At 66.7% G+C, this 13,124-nt stretch carries 13 protein-coding genes and 1 pseudogene; 11 read left to right on the top strand and 3 right to left on the bottom strand.

Annotated elements, in window-relative coordinates; translation table 11 throughout:
- From groEL to QOC76_RS14735, 5 genes and pseudogenes are all read left to right on the top strand, one after another.
- A pseudogene (gene groEL, locus QOC76_RS14715) lies at positions 1–188 on the top strand (chaperonin GroEL); the annotation flags it as partial.
- A gap of 181 nt (positions 189–369) precedes the next feature.
- Positions 370–1,245: an alpha/beta fold hydrolase gene (locus QOC76_RS14720; RefSeq protein ID WP_526357574.1), complete on the top strand. Its 876-nt coding sequence runs from the start codon at positions 370–372 to the stop codon at positions 1,243–1,245.
- Between the two features lie 250 nt (positions 1,246–1,495).
- The gene (locus QOC76_RS14725) at positions 1,496–2,329 is read left to right on the top strand and encodes an SDR family oxidoreductase (RefSeq protein ID WP_526357575.1); all 834 of its coding nucleotides are present in this window, start codon (positions 1,496–1,498) and stop codon (positions 2,327–2,329) included.
- Complete coding sequence (locus QOC76_RS14730; RefSeq protein ID WP_526357576.1) at positions 2,326–2,790, top strand: hypothetical protein; 465 nt, start codon at positions 2,326–2,328, stop codon at positions 2,788–2,790. The genes QOC76_RS14725 and QOC76_RS14730 overlap by 4 nt, the downstream gene beginning before the upstream one ends.
- A gap of 123 nt (positions 2,791–2,913) precedes the next feature.
- Complete coding sequence (locus QOC76_RS14735) at positions 2,914–4,347, top strand: threonine/serine exporter family protein (protein ID WP_526357577.1); 1,434 nt, start codon at positions 2,914–2,916, stop codon at positions 4,345–4,347.
- 66 nt (positions 4,348–4,413) lie between these two features.
- Here the strand turns inward: QOC76_RS14735 and QOC76_RS14740 are convergent, their stop codons facing one another.
- Positions 4,414–4,704, bottom strand: coding sequence for a WhiB family transcriptional regulator (locus QOC76_RS14740; protein WP_526357578.1), 291 nt, complete (start codon positions 4,702–4,704; stop codon positions 4,414–4,416).
- A gap of 428 nt (positions 4,705–5,132) precedes the next feature.
- On the opposite strand from QOC76_RS14740, the gene QOC76_RS14745 reads away from it, so the two are divergent.
- From QOC76_RS14745 to QOC76_RS14755, 3 genes are all read left to right on the top strand, one after another.
- Positions 5,133–5,903 carry a hypothetical protein gene (locus QOC76_RS14745; RefSeq protein ID WP_526357579.1) on the top strand — a complete coding sequence of 257 codons (771 nt, stop codon included), beginning with the start codon at positions 5,133–5,135 and terminating at the stop codon, positions 5,901–5,903.
- Between the two features lie 89 nt (positions 5,904–5,992).
- Positions 5,993–6,571: an RNA polymerase sigma factor gene (locus QOC76_RS14750; protein ID WP_526357580.1), complete on the top strand. Its 579-nt coding sequence runs from the start codon at positions 5,993–5,995 to the stop codon at positions 6,569–6,571.
- Positions 6,564–7,805, top strand: coding sequence for an anti-sigma-D factor RsdA (locus QOC76_RS14755; RefSeq protein ID WP_526357581.1), 1,242 nt, complete (start codon positions 6,564–6,566; stop codon positions 7,803–7,805). The genes QOC76_RS14750 and QOC76_RS14755 overlap by 8 nt, the downstream gene beginning before the upstream one ends.
- 13 nt (positions 7,806–7,818) lie before the next feature.
- Here QOC76_RS14755 and QOC76_RS14760 read toward each other — a convergent pair whose 3' ends face one another.
- Positions 7,819–8,223: a DUF5319 family protein gene (locus QOC76_RS14760; protein WP_526357582.1), complete on the bottom strand. Its 405-nt coding sequence runs from the start codon at positions 8,221–8,223 to the stop codon at positions 7,819–7,821.
- 147 nt (positions 8,224–8,370) lie between these two features.
- Here QOC76_RS14760 and guaB point away from each other — a divergent pair, with 147 nt between their 5' ends.
- Entirely contained in the window at positions 8,371–9,912 is a 1,542-nt protein-coding gene (gene guaB / locus QOC76_RS14765; RefSeq protein ID WP_526357583.1) for an IMP dehydrogenase, read from the top strand.
- Between the two features lie 18 nt (positions 9,913–9,930).
- A complete protein-coding gene (locus QOC76_RS14770) occupies positions 9,931–11,058 on the top strand; it encodes a GuaB3 family IMP dehydrogenase-related protein (protein WP_526357603.1) in 1,128 nt (375 codons plus the stop codon).
- Here QOC76_RS14770 and QOC76_RS14775 read toward each other — a convergent pair.
- Entirely contained in the window at positions 11,055–11,225 is a 171-nt protein-coding gene (locus QOC76_RS14775) for a hypothetical protein (RefSeq protein WP_526357584.1), read from the bottom strand. The genes QOC76_RS14770 and QOC76_RS14775 overlap by 4 nt on opposite strands.
- 134 nt (positions 11,226–11,359) lie before the next feature.
- On the opposite strand from QOC76_RS14775, the gene QOC76_RS14780 reads away from it, so the two are divergent.
- The gene (locus tag QOC76_RS14780; RefSeq protein ID WP_526357585.1) at positions 11,360–13,105 is read left to right on the top strand and encodes a GMC oxidoreductase; all 1,746 of its coding nucleotides are present in this window, start codon (positions 11,360–11,362) and stop codon (positions 13,103–13,105) included.
- The last annotated feature ends 19 nt before the right edge of the window (positions 13,106–13,124 follow it).

A 13,124-nucleotide genomic window follows, 5' to 3' on the forward strand; every position in this document is an offset into this window, starting at 1 on the left:
CGCTCGAGTACGGCGACCTGGTCGCCGGCGGTGTCGTCGACCCGGTGAAGGTCACCCGCTCAGCGGTGCTCAACGCCGCATCGGTGGCGAGGATGGTGCTCACCACCGAGACCGCGGTCGTCGAGAAAGTAAGCCAGGAAGATGAGGATGGGCACGGCCATTCACACGGTCATGGCCACCACCACTGAGTAAGCCGTATGGAACGCCCCCGGCCGTTGGTCGGGGGCGTTCTGTCTCATGCGCGAAGAGCGCTCGGCCTCGGTGCGTAAGTGCATGGGTCCGCAGCATCGATTTCCCTCCCGTGACCTGGCGGTGATGCCACGATGACGGGTGGCGGGTCCGCCGGTCAGCAATCACACGAGGTAGGTCATGCCAGAACACATCGCCGACGAGGCATACCGCGTGGTCCGGTTGCGCGACGGACGGCAACTGAGTTACGTGCAATATGGCGACCCGGACGGTTTCCCGATACTCAATGCGCACGGCGGACTCGCCTGCCGCCTCGATGTGGCCAGCGCCGCGCAGGCCGCAGAGATGTGCGGAGTCAAGCTGGTCTCACCCGATCGACCGGGCGTCGGCCGTTCGGATCCGCAACCGGGCCGAACAATCCTCGACTGGGCCCGAGACGCCACCGAACTGCTTGACCGGCTGGAAGCCGACCGGTTCGCCGTGATGGGTTGGTCCCTTGGCGGGCAGTACGCCGCGGCTGTCGGTTACGCGTGGCCAGAGCGCGTAACGCGGGTCGCCATCGTTGCTGGTGCGTTACCGCTGACCGAACCGTATGCATTCGATCGTTTACCGATCATTGATCGCACTTACATCCGCTTCTCTCACTACGCGCCGTGGGCCGCGCGGCTGTCCTTTCGCACCATGGGGCTGGCGGCCAGGCGCGCTCCGCGGCTATACGGTTGGCTTGCCGCGAGCGAACTCGGAACCGCGGACGCCGCGGTACTGAGGACAGACGGTTTCACGACATTCGCACACATGTCTGGAGAGGCATTACGCCAACCGCAGGGTGTCGTAGAGGAATACCGGGCCATGATGCGCCCATGGGGATTTGCGCCCGAGGAAATTGCAGTGCCGACGGACATATGGGCGGGTGCTGATGACCAACTCATGGATCCGTCTTGGCCGGCCGAACTAGCACGTCGCATACCTGGCGCCACGCTGCACTTGAGACGCGGAGGGCACTTCATGGCGCACCTGTACTACCGGGAAATCTTCGAGTCGCTGCGCTGTTCTTGAGCCGGTGCCGGTCGTGAAGCGATCACGTCGCGAAAACCCGACGTCGGCAATCTGCTGCTGCTGTTCGGCATGCTAATTCCCTGGCTGGGCGTGCTGGCCGTCGTCGGTGGTATCGGCTACGGCGTGGTCCGGCTGGTAAGGGGCTCGCTGACCCTAACTGCACACCCGCGAGCGCACGTCCTCGTACGGTTCAGGGCGCAAAATCAGTACCAGCGTGTGCGCTCGGCCCCGCCGAGGAGAGAATTGACCTATGTCAACCTGGCTTATCACCGGCTGCTCGGCGGGCTTGGGCCGCGCACTCGCCGAAGCGACCGTCAACGCGGGCCATAACGTTGTTGTCACCGCCCGTGACGTCGCGAAAGTGACCGACCTCGCCGACGCCAACCCGCCACAGGTGCTGGCCCTGGCCCTCGACGTCACCCGACCCGATCAGATCGCCGACGCCATGCAGAAGGCCGAGCAGCGCTTCGGTGGTGTGGACGTTCTGGTCAACAATGCCGGGTACGGCTACCGCGCCGCCGTGGAAGAAGGCGACGACGCCGACATCCGGACTTTGTTCGAGACACATTTCTTCGGCACCGTCGCGATGATCAGAGCGGTCCTTCCCGGCATGCGTGCCCGCCGTTCGGGCGCCATCGTCAATGTCTCGTCGATCGGGGCGCAGATCACTCCGGTGGGTTCGGGCTATTACTCCGCAGCCAAGTCCGCGATCGAGGGACTCAGCGGTTCACTGCGCGGCGAGCTTGCGCCGCTGGGCATTTCGGTGACCGTCGTCGAGCCGGGCGCGTTTCGCACCGACTTCGCCGGACGCTCGCTGACCCAGTCCGCCACCGTCATCGACGACTACGCCGAGACTGCGGGGAAACGACGTAAGGAGCACGACACCGTGCACGGCACACAGGCTGGTGATCCCGCCAAAGCCGCCACGGCCATCATCGCTGCCGTGGAGGACGAAACGCCGCCCGGATTCCTACTACTGGGATCTGATGCACTCGCAGCTCACCGCTGGGTGGCAGAAGCTCGTGCAGCCGAGGTGTCGGCTTGGGAATCGCTCGCCGTCAGCACCGACTACGGCAGCCAGTGAGCGACGACGCACGCGCGTGGAAAGAGGAGCTTGTCCGGGTCGCCGACCGGCTGGAAGCGAAGACGAAGCAGAAGCGCTGGACCGACAAGGGCGAGTTTCTGATCGAACGCGACTTCGTGGTGGCCGCATACGCGATAGGCAAGGTGCTCCAGTCGCACACGGTGTCGAACGAGACTCGACAGGGTCAAATCCCGGTGCGGCGTTTCGATTCGAGCGCACAGCGGCCAATCGCTCCCGGTGACATTTCAGTCTCGTACGACTTCGACCACGGTCGCCGAAAAATGCTGTCGGTCGCAGACCTGTGCCAGGAGATGTTGGACAACTCGGTGTTCTCGTTCTGCTGCGGTGAGACCACCGATTTCTTCGACGGTGTCTACGTGTCATCGGATCGCCGTGACGAATATGTGTATCTGGTTCTGGCGTCCGATTTCATCGCTCTGTGCCTGGGCATGGGGGCCTGAACTCTGTCGGTGTGAGCGAAAACACCGCCGGCTCTGCGTCATCGAGGGAACCGTCGCAGCCTCTCGTTCGTTGCTTCGAGTCGAGTCGGCCGATATCAGGTGGAAACCAAAGGGGGGATTGCTGTGGAGTTGACCCGTGGTCGTGCGGGCCAGCCATGGCGGGCACGTCAACGCGAGATCCTGAGTCGAATAGTTCGGGAAACCGATCCGCCGACGGACACCTTTCGCAAGATTGTCGATGCAGACCCTGACGGGCGCGACGACTCGTACTACGAGCGCGTCGGCGAGGTGCTCGATCTGGCAGGAAACGTCGGCGCCATCCTGATGGCGTCCGGAACGCCCGCCACCGCGACGATGGACCAAGTGACGGCGATCTGCGCCGCGTACGGCATCGAGCGGTGTGAGGTCGACGTCATCAACACGACGATTCACGTCGCCGCATATCGCGGGCCGACGTCGCCTGCGGCCAGCACGCTGCACATCGTCCAGGCCCGGTCGATGGACTTCAGCCGCCTGGCCGCCGTCGACCGCTTGATCGGTCGCATCCGCGCGGGCCAGGTGCCTTCGACGCAAGCCCGCCGAGAGCTTGCCGCCATCGTCACCGCGCCGCACCCCTACAAGCGGTGGATCGCCACCCTCGCCTGGGGCGCGCTGGCGTTCGCGACCGCGGGAACGCTGGGGGCGGACCTGCTGGTCTGTGTGGTCAGTGCGTTGAGCGCCATGGCGATCGACCGCGTCAATCGGCGTCTCAACAGGCATGGCCTGCCGTTCTTCTTCCAGTACGCGGTCGGCGGCGCGATTGCGACCGCGCCCCCGATCCTGCTCTACGCGCTCGGCCCGAAGCTGGGCCTGCACTTCGAACCGACGGTTGCGATCGCAGCGGGCCTGGTCGTCCTCCTCGCCGGCTTATCGCTCGTCGGCTCGGTCGGCGATGTCATCACCGGCGCCCCCGTCACAGCGGCGGCCCGCTTTTTCGAGCTCGTGATGCTGACGGCGGCGACGATCGCCGGCGTCGCGTTCGTACTCCACATCGCCAGCCGCTTCGGGGCTCCGTTCGTTGCGATCAGCGCATCTCCGCCGCCGGCGCTGGCCGAGCTGCCCGCACGTGTCGCGTTCGGCGCCGCCAGCGCAGCCGCCTTCGCCCTGGCCTGCTATGCCGAACGGTCGGCGGCCATGGCCGCGGCATTCGGTGGCGCCGCGGGCACCATCGCGTTCCTTCTGGCACAGAGCACGGGCTTGGGTGCCGTGGTCGCGTCGTTCGTGGCCGCCGTGCCGATCGGCCTGGTCGGCAGGCTGATGGAACGCCGCAATCTGGCGCCGCCGTTGGTGGTGTCGATAGCGGGCATCGTGCCGCTGCTGCCGGGCCTGTCGCTGCTGCACGGTATCTACGCCGTCCTCAACGACCAGCACGCTGTCGGGTTCGCCTCGGTGTTGGGTGCGCTCGCGATCGGCACCGCGCTCGCAGCCGGCGTCACGCTTGGCGAATGGGGCTCGTGGAAGGTGCGCAGGCGCCGCGGTGCGTTCCGACGCAGAACGTCGCGGGCAGCAGCACGCTGACGACTGCCCAGTAATCGAAAAGCCCCCCGACACATCGAGTGTCCGGGGGCCTTCTCGTTTCCTGGCTTATGAGGCGCGGCGGATGCCTCGCTTGAGTAGCATTTCTCGCTCAGACTCCGACAGACCGCCCCAGATGCCGTAGGGCTCACCCACGGCAAGGGCATGAGAGCGGCACTGCGTGATCACCGGGCAACTTCGGCACATCTCCTTGGCTCGCATCTCGCGTTGCGCGCGTGCCCGGCCACGCTCCCCATCGGGGTGGAAAAACACCGAAGAATCGACGCCTCGGCAAAGCCCGTGCATCTGCCAATCCCAGATATCTGCGTTGGGTCCCGGTAGCTGCTGCGGCTGTGGCATGTGGAAAACCCCTCTCTACGCACCGATTTGGGGACCGCACGGGTGCGTGAGTTGTGGAACCGATCCGAGCACAAGTCGCCGATGACTACTCGTGCACACAAGGTAGGGGCGCTTAGCAAAATGAGTCAATAGCCCGAACATGTGCTCAAGGACATAAGCGCAGGCCGAGAATTTACATCACGTTCATAGGTTTGACCCCCGCTTACCGAAGAGGGTGATACCCAATGGCTCGGTTACCCACGATGACTCGTGTTTCCGCAGTTCGCTCTGTGCGGCATCGCGGCGATTTCTTCCAGTGCCCAGTAGGCCGTTGACATGGCCGTAACACGTGGCGCACAAACTGTTAACCAAAGAGATTCTGCGTCGAAGAATTATCCGTGCCCACCGGTACCGGGTTAACGGCACCCTATTGATAGCGTCGGCGGCTGATGATCGCCAACGCCGCCTTCGGCGACGAACCGGGACGATGGCCGCTGCCTGCGGCCCGCTCGGCCGAGGAGCTGTGGCAGCGTGCGGTCGTCGCCGGGGGACAGGGCCGCTACGCCCGCGCCTACGCCGATCTCGCTTCAGTCCGGCGAACTCACCGCGTCGGGCGACTGGCGTCGCTGGCGCACAGTACCCATGCGTCGTTCTTGCGCCAGCTCGGTTGGCATGCCAAGGCCCGCGGCTGGGACGGCCGCGCGCTCGCACTCGCGGACGGCGATCCCGAAGCTTTCGGCGATGCCCTGATCGGTCTGGCCGCCGACGCGCTCGGCGTCGGGCGGTTCGCCGCCTCCGCCACCGCTCTTCGGCGGGCGGAGAGTTTGCTCGGCGACGGGCCGTCGCGGCTTGCGGTCCGGCTGTCGTGGGTGTCGGCCGAACTGGCGATGGCCACCGGCGAGGGCGCGGCCGCGGTCCGTCACGCCGAGCGCGCGGTCGAATCGGCCGCAGCCTTCGGCTCGGTCCGGCACAGCGCGAAATCCGACGTGGTGCTGGCCGCTGCGCTCTGCAGCGATGGCCGGTTCGACCTGGCGCGCGAGGTGGCCGACGGCGCCATGAACACCACTCAACGGCTGGGATTCGTCCCGTTGAGCTGGGCATTGGCGTGTTTGCTCTGCGACATCGGCAGTGCGAACCACTCTGCTGCTCAAGTCGATGGCATTCGCGACGCCTCCGCTGATACGGTGCGGCGCCGTGGCGGCGTGTTGTATGACCGCTGAGGCAGTCCGTGCCGTCCCGATAGTTAGTGTCTAGCTCAGGTAGCTAAACGCCACCTGTCCCATTAGTAACGCTGGAGAGAGTTTCACCGATGACAATTTCGGGAGAACGTCTCGATGCTGTCGTTGCTGAAGCCGTGGCGGGCAACCGGGACGCGCTCCGGGAGGTGCTGGAGACCATCCGTCCCATCGTCGTCCGCTACTGCCGGGCGAGGGTCGGGACGGCCGAGCGGAGCGGTCTCTCAGCTGACGATGTGGCACAGGAGGTGTGCTTGGCCGCCATCACGGCGCTGCCGCGCTACAAGGATCAGGGACGACCGTTCCTGGCCTTTGTCTACGGCATCGCTGCCCACAAGGTTGCCGACGCGCATCGCGCGGCCGGGCGGAACCGCTCTGAGCCGACGGATGTCGTGCCCGAGCGCTTGTCCGTCGAGGCCGGCCCCGAACAACTGGCCATCGAGGGTGAGGCCGCGGAGCGGATGAACAGGCTGCTCGCGATCCTGCCGGAGAAGCAGCGGGAAATCCTGATCCTGCGCGTGGTCGTCGGCATGAGCGCGGAGGAGACCGCTGAGGCGGTCGGCAGCACGGCAGGAGCCGTGCGCGTGGCACAGCACCGGGCGCTGGCGCGGCTGAAGACGCAGATCATGGCGACGGGGCACGACCATGCCTGATTTCAGTCGCTGGGGCGGCAACGGTGGGGATCCGTCGCTGAACGCCATCGCGCGCACGGAGAGCTACCTCGACGCGTTGGCCTCCGAGCAGCCGGTGTACGCGACCGATCCGGCCGATGCCGAGCTGGCGAATCTGATGGCGGGCTGGCGCGACGAGGTGCGCAGGCCCCCGGCGAGGGTCGCCGCGCAGCGCGATGCGGAGATCGTGCTGCAGCGGGCGCTCGCCTCGCGGCGGCGGACTCGCATGTCGATGGCGGTCACGGGCTCGGTCGCCGCTGCTTTGTTGTGCCTCGGCGGGTTCGGGGCCGTCGTCTACGGCGCGGCGCCCGGCGATGCGCTTTACGGGCTGCGCGTCACGCTGTTCGGCGAGCAGCAGGTCACCCGCGACGACAAGGTCGCGCTGGCCGCGCAGACCGAGATGCAGCAGGTCCAGCAGCTCATCGATCAGGGCAACTGGGACGCCGCTCAGAACAAGCTTTCGACGATCACCTCGACCGTGCAGACCGTCGAGGACCCGCAGCGGCAGCAGGAACTGCAGCAGCAGCTCAACAATCTGACGGTCAAGGTGGAAAGCCGCGACCCCGAGGCGACGGCTCCACAATCCGCACCGCTCAACCCGGAGCCGCCCGCCGGCCCGGGGATATCGCTACCCGTTCAGGTGCCGTCGTTGCCGAATTTGCCTGTTCCGCCGTCGCTGCCCGGGCAGTTGCCTGTGCCGCTGCCGGACATCTCGCTGCCACAGCTGCCGATACCGCAGCTGCCTCTGCCCGGACCCGGTGTGCCGCCCGACATTTCGCTGCCACCCATACAGCTGCCCAAGCCGCTGCCCGACGGACCCAAGCCGATTCCCGACGGGCCGAAGCCACTGCCGAAGCCGGGCTCGGACAACGATTCCGCGCCGAAGCCACTGCCGAAGCCGGGCTCGGGCGACGATTCGCCGCCGAAGCCGGGGCAGGATCAGCCGAAGCCTCTGCCTGCGCCGGATGAACCGGAGCCTGCGCCCGTGCCCGTGGAGCCGCCGAAGCAACTCGCACCACCGCCCGCGCCCGCGCCCGCACCTGCGCCAGCGCCAGCGCCTGTACAGGAGCCGCCGCCGGCAGCGGTCATTCCGGTTATTCCGCCTGCGCCCAAGGCTCCGCCCGCTCTAGCGCCACAGCAGGAGGCGCCTCAGCCGGTGGAACCGTCGACGACGGTGTTTCCGATTCCTGCAGAGAAACCGAAATCGCGGAACTGACGGGGTTCAGCTATCAGCGATAGCCGTCGGACTCCGACGTCGCCTCGTTGAGGGAAGCATCGGCGTATCCGCGGCAATAATCCCAGGTCACATACGCATCCGGCTCGGGATCATAGGCCGGCTCATGGGGCCGCACGGTGCCGTCGACCAACAGCTGCAACAGATTGGCCCGCAGCATGTCCCAGTCGTGATAGTGGTCTTGCTGGCACTCGTCACAGCACACCACCAGGCCGCGAATTCCCTTGTGCGCCAACAGTGCTTCATACACTGCGAGGTCGGCGAGGTCGGCCTCGACCGCGGTGCGTTCCTGCACGTCCAGCGGTTGGCCGGGTTCCAGAGCGTCGAGCGCTCCGGACGGATCGCACGGGTCGTCGGCGAACGGATCCGGCGGCAAACCAGGCGGGAGGTGATCTCGCACGGTTCCACACTACGCAGCGGTACTGGTATCGCGCTAGCGGTTGCCCAGCAGGCCCGGGTCACTCGGCGACCCCGTGTGGGGCCAGTTCTCCGAAGCCGATGCCGATAAGATAATTATCTAGCTCCCCGCCGATGGAGGCTGCAACCCATGTCGATCGCTGAAAGCGACATCCCCATCGCCGTACCGGTGCCCACCGGCGGCGACGATCCGACCAAGATCGCCATGCTCGGGTTGACCTTCGACGACGTGCTGTTGCTCCCTGCCGCCTCCGATGTGGTGCCCGCCACGGCCGATACGTCCAGTCAGCTCACCCGCCGAGTCCGGCTGAAGGTGCCGCTGGTCAGCTCGGCGATGGACACCGTCACCGAGTCCCGGATGGCGATCGCGATGGCCCGCGCCGGCGGCATGGGCGTACTGCACCGCAACCTTCCGGTCGCCGAGCAGGCAGGCCAGGTGGAAACGGTCAAGCGGTCCGAAGCCGGCATGGTCACCGACCCCGTCACGTGCTCGCCGGACAACACGCTCGCCGAAGTGGACGCGATGTGCGCGCGGTTCCGGATCTCGGGGCTGCCCGTCGTCGATGACACCGGCGCCCTCGTGGGAATCATCACCAACCGCGACATGCGCTTCGAGGTCGATCAGCACAAGCCGGTGTCGGAGGTGATGACGAAGGCGCCGTTGATCACCGCGCGCGAGGGCGTCACCGCGGATGCGGCCCTTGGCCTCCTGCGGCGCCACAAGATCGAAAAGCTTCCGATCGTCGACGGGCACGGCCGGCTGACCGGGCTGATCACCGTCAAGGACTTCGTCAAGACCGAGCAGCACCCGTTCGCCACCAAGGATCGCGACGGCAGGCTGCTGGTCGGTGCGGCGGTCGGCATCGGCGCCGACGCGTGGACGCGCGCGATGACGCTGGCCGACGCAGGCGTCGACGTCCTGATCGTCGACACCGCGCACGCCCACAACCGCCTGGTGCTGGACATGGTCAGCAAGCTCAAACGCGAAGTGGGCCACCGAGTGGATGTGATCGGTGGCAACGTCGCCACCCGCGCTGCGGCGGCCGCACTGGTCGAGGCCGGTGCCGACGCCGTGAAGGTCGGGGTGGGCCCCGGTTCCATCTGCACCACCCGCGTGGTCGCCGGGGTCGGCGCGCCACAAATCACGGCGATTCTGGAAGCCGTTGCGGCATGCGCTCCCTCGGGGACTCCGGTGATCGCCGACGGCGGCCTGCAGTACTCGGGCGACATCGCCAAGGCACTGGCCGCAGGGGCGTCGACGGCAATGCTGGGCTCGCTGCTGGCGGGCACCGCGGAAGCGCCCGGTGACCTGATCTTCGTCAACGGCAAGCAGTTCAAGAGCTATCGGGGCATGGGATCGCTCGGTGCGATGCAGGGGCGCGCCAACACGAAGTCGTATTCGAAAGACCGCTACTTCCAGGACGATGCGCTCAGTGAGGACAAGCTGGTTCCCGAGGGCATCGAGGGGCGGGTGCCGTTCCGTGGCCCGTTGTCCACCGTGATTCATCAGCTGACCGGTGGCCTGCGGGCGGCGATGGGTTACACGGGCGCGGCGACCATCGAGCAGCTTCAGCAGGCGCAATTCGTGCGGATCACCCCTGCGGGACTGAAGGAGAGCCACCCGCACGACATCGCGATGACCGTCGAAGCGCCCAACTACTACACCCGCTAGCGAGCCCGCATGCGCGACATGGTCGAAATCGGGATGGGCCGAACCGCCCGTCGCACTTATGAACTCGACGACATCAACATCGTCCCGTCCCGGCGGACCCGGTCGTCGCAGGATGTGTCGACGGCCTGGCAGCTCGACGCATACCGGTTCGAGATCCCCGTCATCGCTCATCCGACCGATGCGCTGGTGTCGGTGGAGTTCGCCATCGAGATGGGCCGCCTGGGTGGCCTCGGCGTGCTCAACGGCGAGGGGCTGATCGGTAGGCACGCCGACGTCGCGGCCAAGATCGCCCAGGTTGTCGAGGCCGCGGAGAAGGAGCCAGAACCCGCTGCGGCGATTCGCCTTCTGCAACAACTACATTCGGCGCCGTTGGACCCCGAGCTGCTCGGTGCGGCCGTCACGCGAATCCGCGAAGCCGGGGTGACGACCGCGGTCCGGGTGAGCCCGCAGAACGCCCAGGCATTGACGCCGTCGCTGGTCGCCGCGGGCATCGACCTGCTGGTGATCCAGGGCACCATCGTGTCGGCCGAACGCGTCGCGCAGGACGGCGAGCCGCTCAACCTGAAGACGTTCATCTCCGAGCTAGACGTGCCGGTCGTGGCGGGCGGCGTGCTGGACCACCGCACCGCCCTTCACCTGATGCGCACGGGCGCGGCGGGTGTGATCGTCGGCTACGGCTCCACCAGCGGCGTCACCACCAGCGACGAAGTGCTCGGCATCAGCGTCCCGATGGCGACCGCGATCGCGGACGCGGCCGCTGCCCGTCGGGAGTATCTCGACGAGACCGGCGGCCGGTATGTGCATGTGCTGGCCGACGGCGACATCCACTCGTCCGGAGACCTGGCCAAGGCCATTGCGTGCGGCGCCGACGCCGTCGTGCTCGGCACCCCGTTGGCGATAGCCGCCGAGTCGCTTGGCGACGGCTGGTTCTGGCCCGCGGCCGCGGCTCACCCGTCGCTGCCCCGAGGCGCGCTACTCCAGGTCGCGATAGGCGAGCGGCCGTCGCTGCAGCAGGTACTCACCGGACCGTCGGACGACCCATTCGGCTCGCTGAACCTCGTCGGCGGCCTGCGCCGGTCGATGGCCAAGGCCGGCTACTGCGACCTCAAGGAGTTCCAGAAGGTCGGCCTGACCGTCGGAGACTAGCGCGGCCACCAGTGGGTCGGAGCCGCGCCGGCCGGTGCCGGAGCCGGAGCAGTCGGCGTCTGGCGCGGGGCAACCGGCGTCGAGGCCATCGCGGGAGCGGCGCCAAGTGCCCCGCCGATGACGAGTGCGGCCATTAGCGGCGTGAGGTAGCGGATGTTCGGTTTCATGGGTGTGCCTCTTTGGTTTTCGCTGGTAAGCCACGGATACGCCCGGTCGTCGGGAACGGCTGCCAACGCGCTTCGAGGTGGCTGAGGCGGACCCGGGCTAGTGGTTACTGGCCGGTAAGTTCATACTGGGTTTCATGCAGCCTGACTATGACGTTCTGATCGTTGGTTCGGGGTTCGGGGGCAGTGTTTCCGCGTTGCGGCTCACCGAGAAGGGCTACCGCGTCGGTGTCCTTGAAGCCGGCCGCCGCTACGCTGACGAGGAGTTCGCCAAGACCTCGTGGAACCTCAGGAAGTTCCTCTGGATGCCGAAGCTCGGTATGTATGGGATCCAGCGAATCCACCTGCTCCGCAACGTGATGATCCTGGCCGGCGCAGGCGTCGGCGGCGGATCGCTGAACTACGCCAACACGCTCTATGTGCCGCCGGACCCGTTCTTCAACGATCCGCAGTGGAGGCACATCACCGATTGGCGCGCCGAGTTGCTGCCGCACTACGAGCAGGCGCAACGCATGCTCGGCGTGGTCCAGAACCCGACGTTCACCGACGCCGACAAGGTGATCAAAGAGGTCGCCGACGACATGGGCGTCGGCGACACGTTCGTGGCGACGCCCGTCGGGGTGTTCTTCGGGGCCGACGGCACCAAGACGCCGGGCAAGACCGTGCCCGACCCGTACTTCGGTGGGGCAGGCCCCGAGCGCACCGGCTGCATCGAGTGCGGTTCGTGCATGACGGGATGCCGCTACGGCGCCAAGAACACCCTCGTCAAGAACTACCTGGGCCTCGCGGAATCCGCTGGTGCACAAGTGCATCCGATGACCACGGTGACGGGGTTCAAGCAACGGTCCGACGGGCTGTGGGAGGTCAAGACCGTACACACCGGCAGGCTGCTGCGCCGCAAGCGGCGTACCTTCACCGCCACCCATCTCATCCTTGCCGCGGGCACGTTCGGCACCCAGAAGCTGCTGTTCAAGATGCGCGACCGCGGCAACCTGCCGAAGCTGTCGGACAAGCTCGGCGTGTTGACCCGTACCAACTCCGAATCGATCGTCGGTGCGGGCCGCCTCTCGGTGCGCGACGACCTCGACCTGACCCATGGTGTGGCGATCACGTCGTCGATTCACCCGACCCCCGACACCCACGTCGAGCCGGTTCGGTACGGCAAGGGCTCCAACGCCATGGGGCTTCTGCAGACACTGATGACCGACGGTGCGGGCGAAGGCGGTACCGACACCCCGCGCTGGCGGCAGCTGTTGGACCAGGCCCGTGAGGATCCGAAGAACATGCTGCGGCTGCTCAACCCGGCCCGCTGGAGCGAGCGGACCATGATCGCGCTGGTGATGCAGCACCTGGACAACTCGATCACCACGTACACCAAGCGCACCAAGCTCGGCTTCCGCCGGATGGTCAGCAAACAGGGCCACGGCGAACCCAACCCGACGTGGATCCCGGTGGGCAACGAGGTCACCCGACGCCTCGCGCAGAAGATCGACGGAGTGGCGGGGGGCACCTGGGGAGAGCTGTTCAATATCCCGCTGACCGCGCATTTCCTCGGTGGCGCGGCGATAGGCGACAGCCCGGAGCGCGGCGTGATCGACCCATACCAGCGCGTGTACAACTACCCGACGATGTACGTGGTCGACGGCGCTTCGGTCTCGGCCAACCTCGGTGTCAACCCGTCGCTGAGCATCACCGCGCAGGCCGAACGCGCGGCGTCGTTGTGGCCGAACAACGGCGAAGACGATCTGCGGCCCAAGCAGGGTGAGCCGTACAAGCGGCTGGCCCCCATCGAGCCCGAGCATCCCGTCGTACCCGCCAACGCCTTCGGCGCACTGCGCCGGGTTTCGTTCGAACCGGGCCAACCCGTCAGCTCTGCCGGTTAAAGACCCCATTTGGCGGGTA

The sequence above is a fragment of the Mycobacterium sp. genome (assembly GCF_032159565.1).
Lineage (GTDB): Bacteria > Actinomycetota > Actinomycetes > Mycobacteriales > Mycobacteriaceae > Mycobacterium.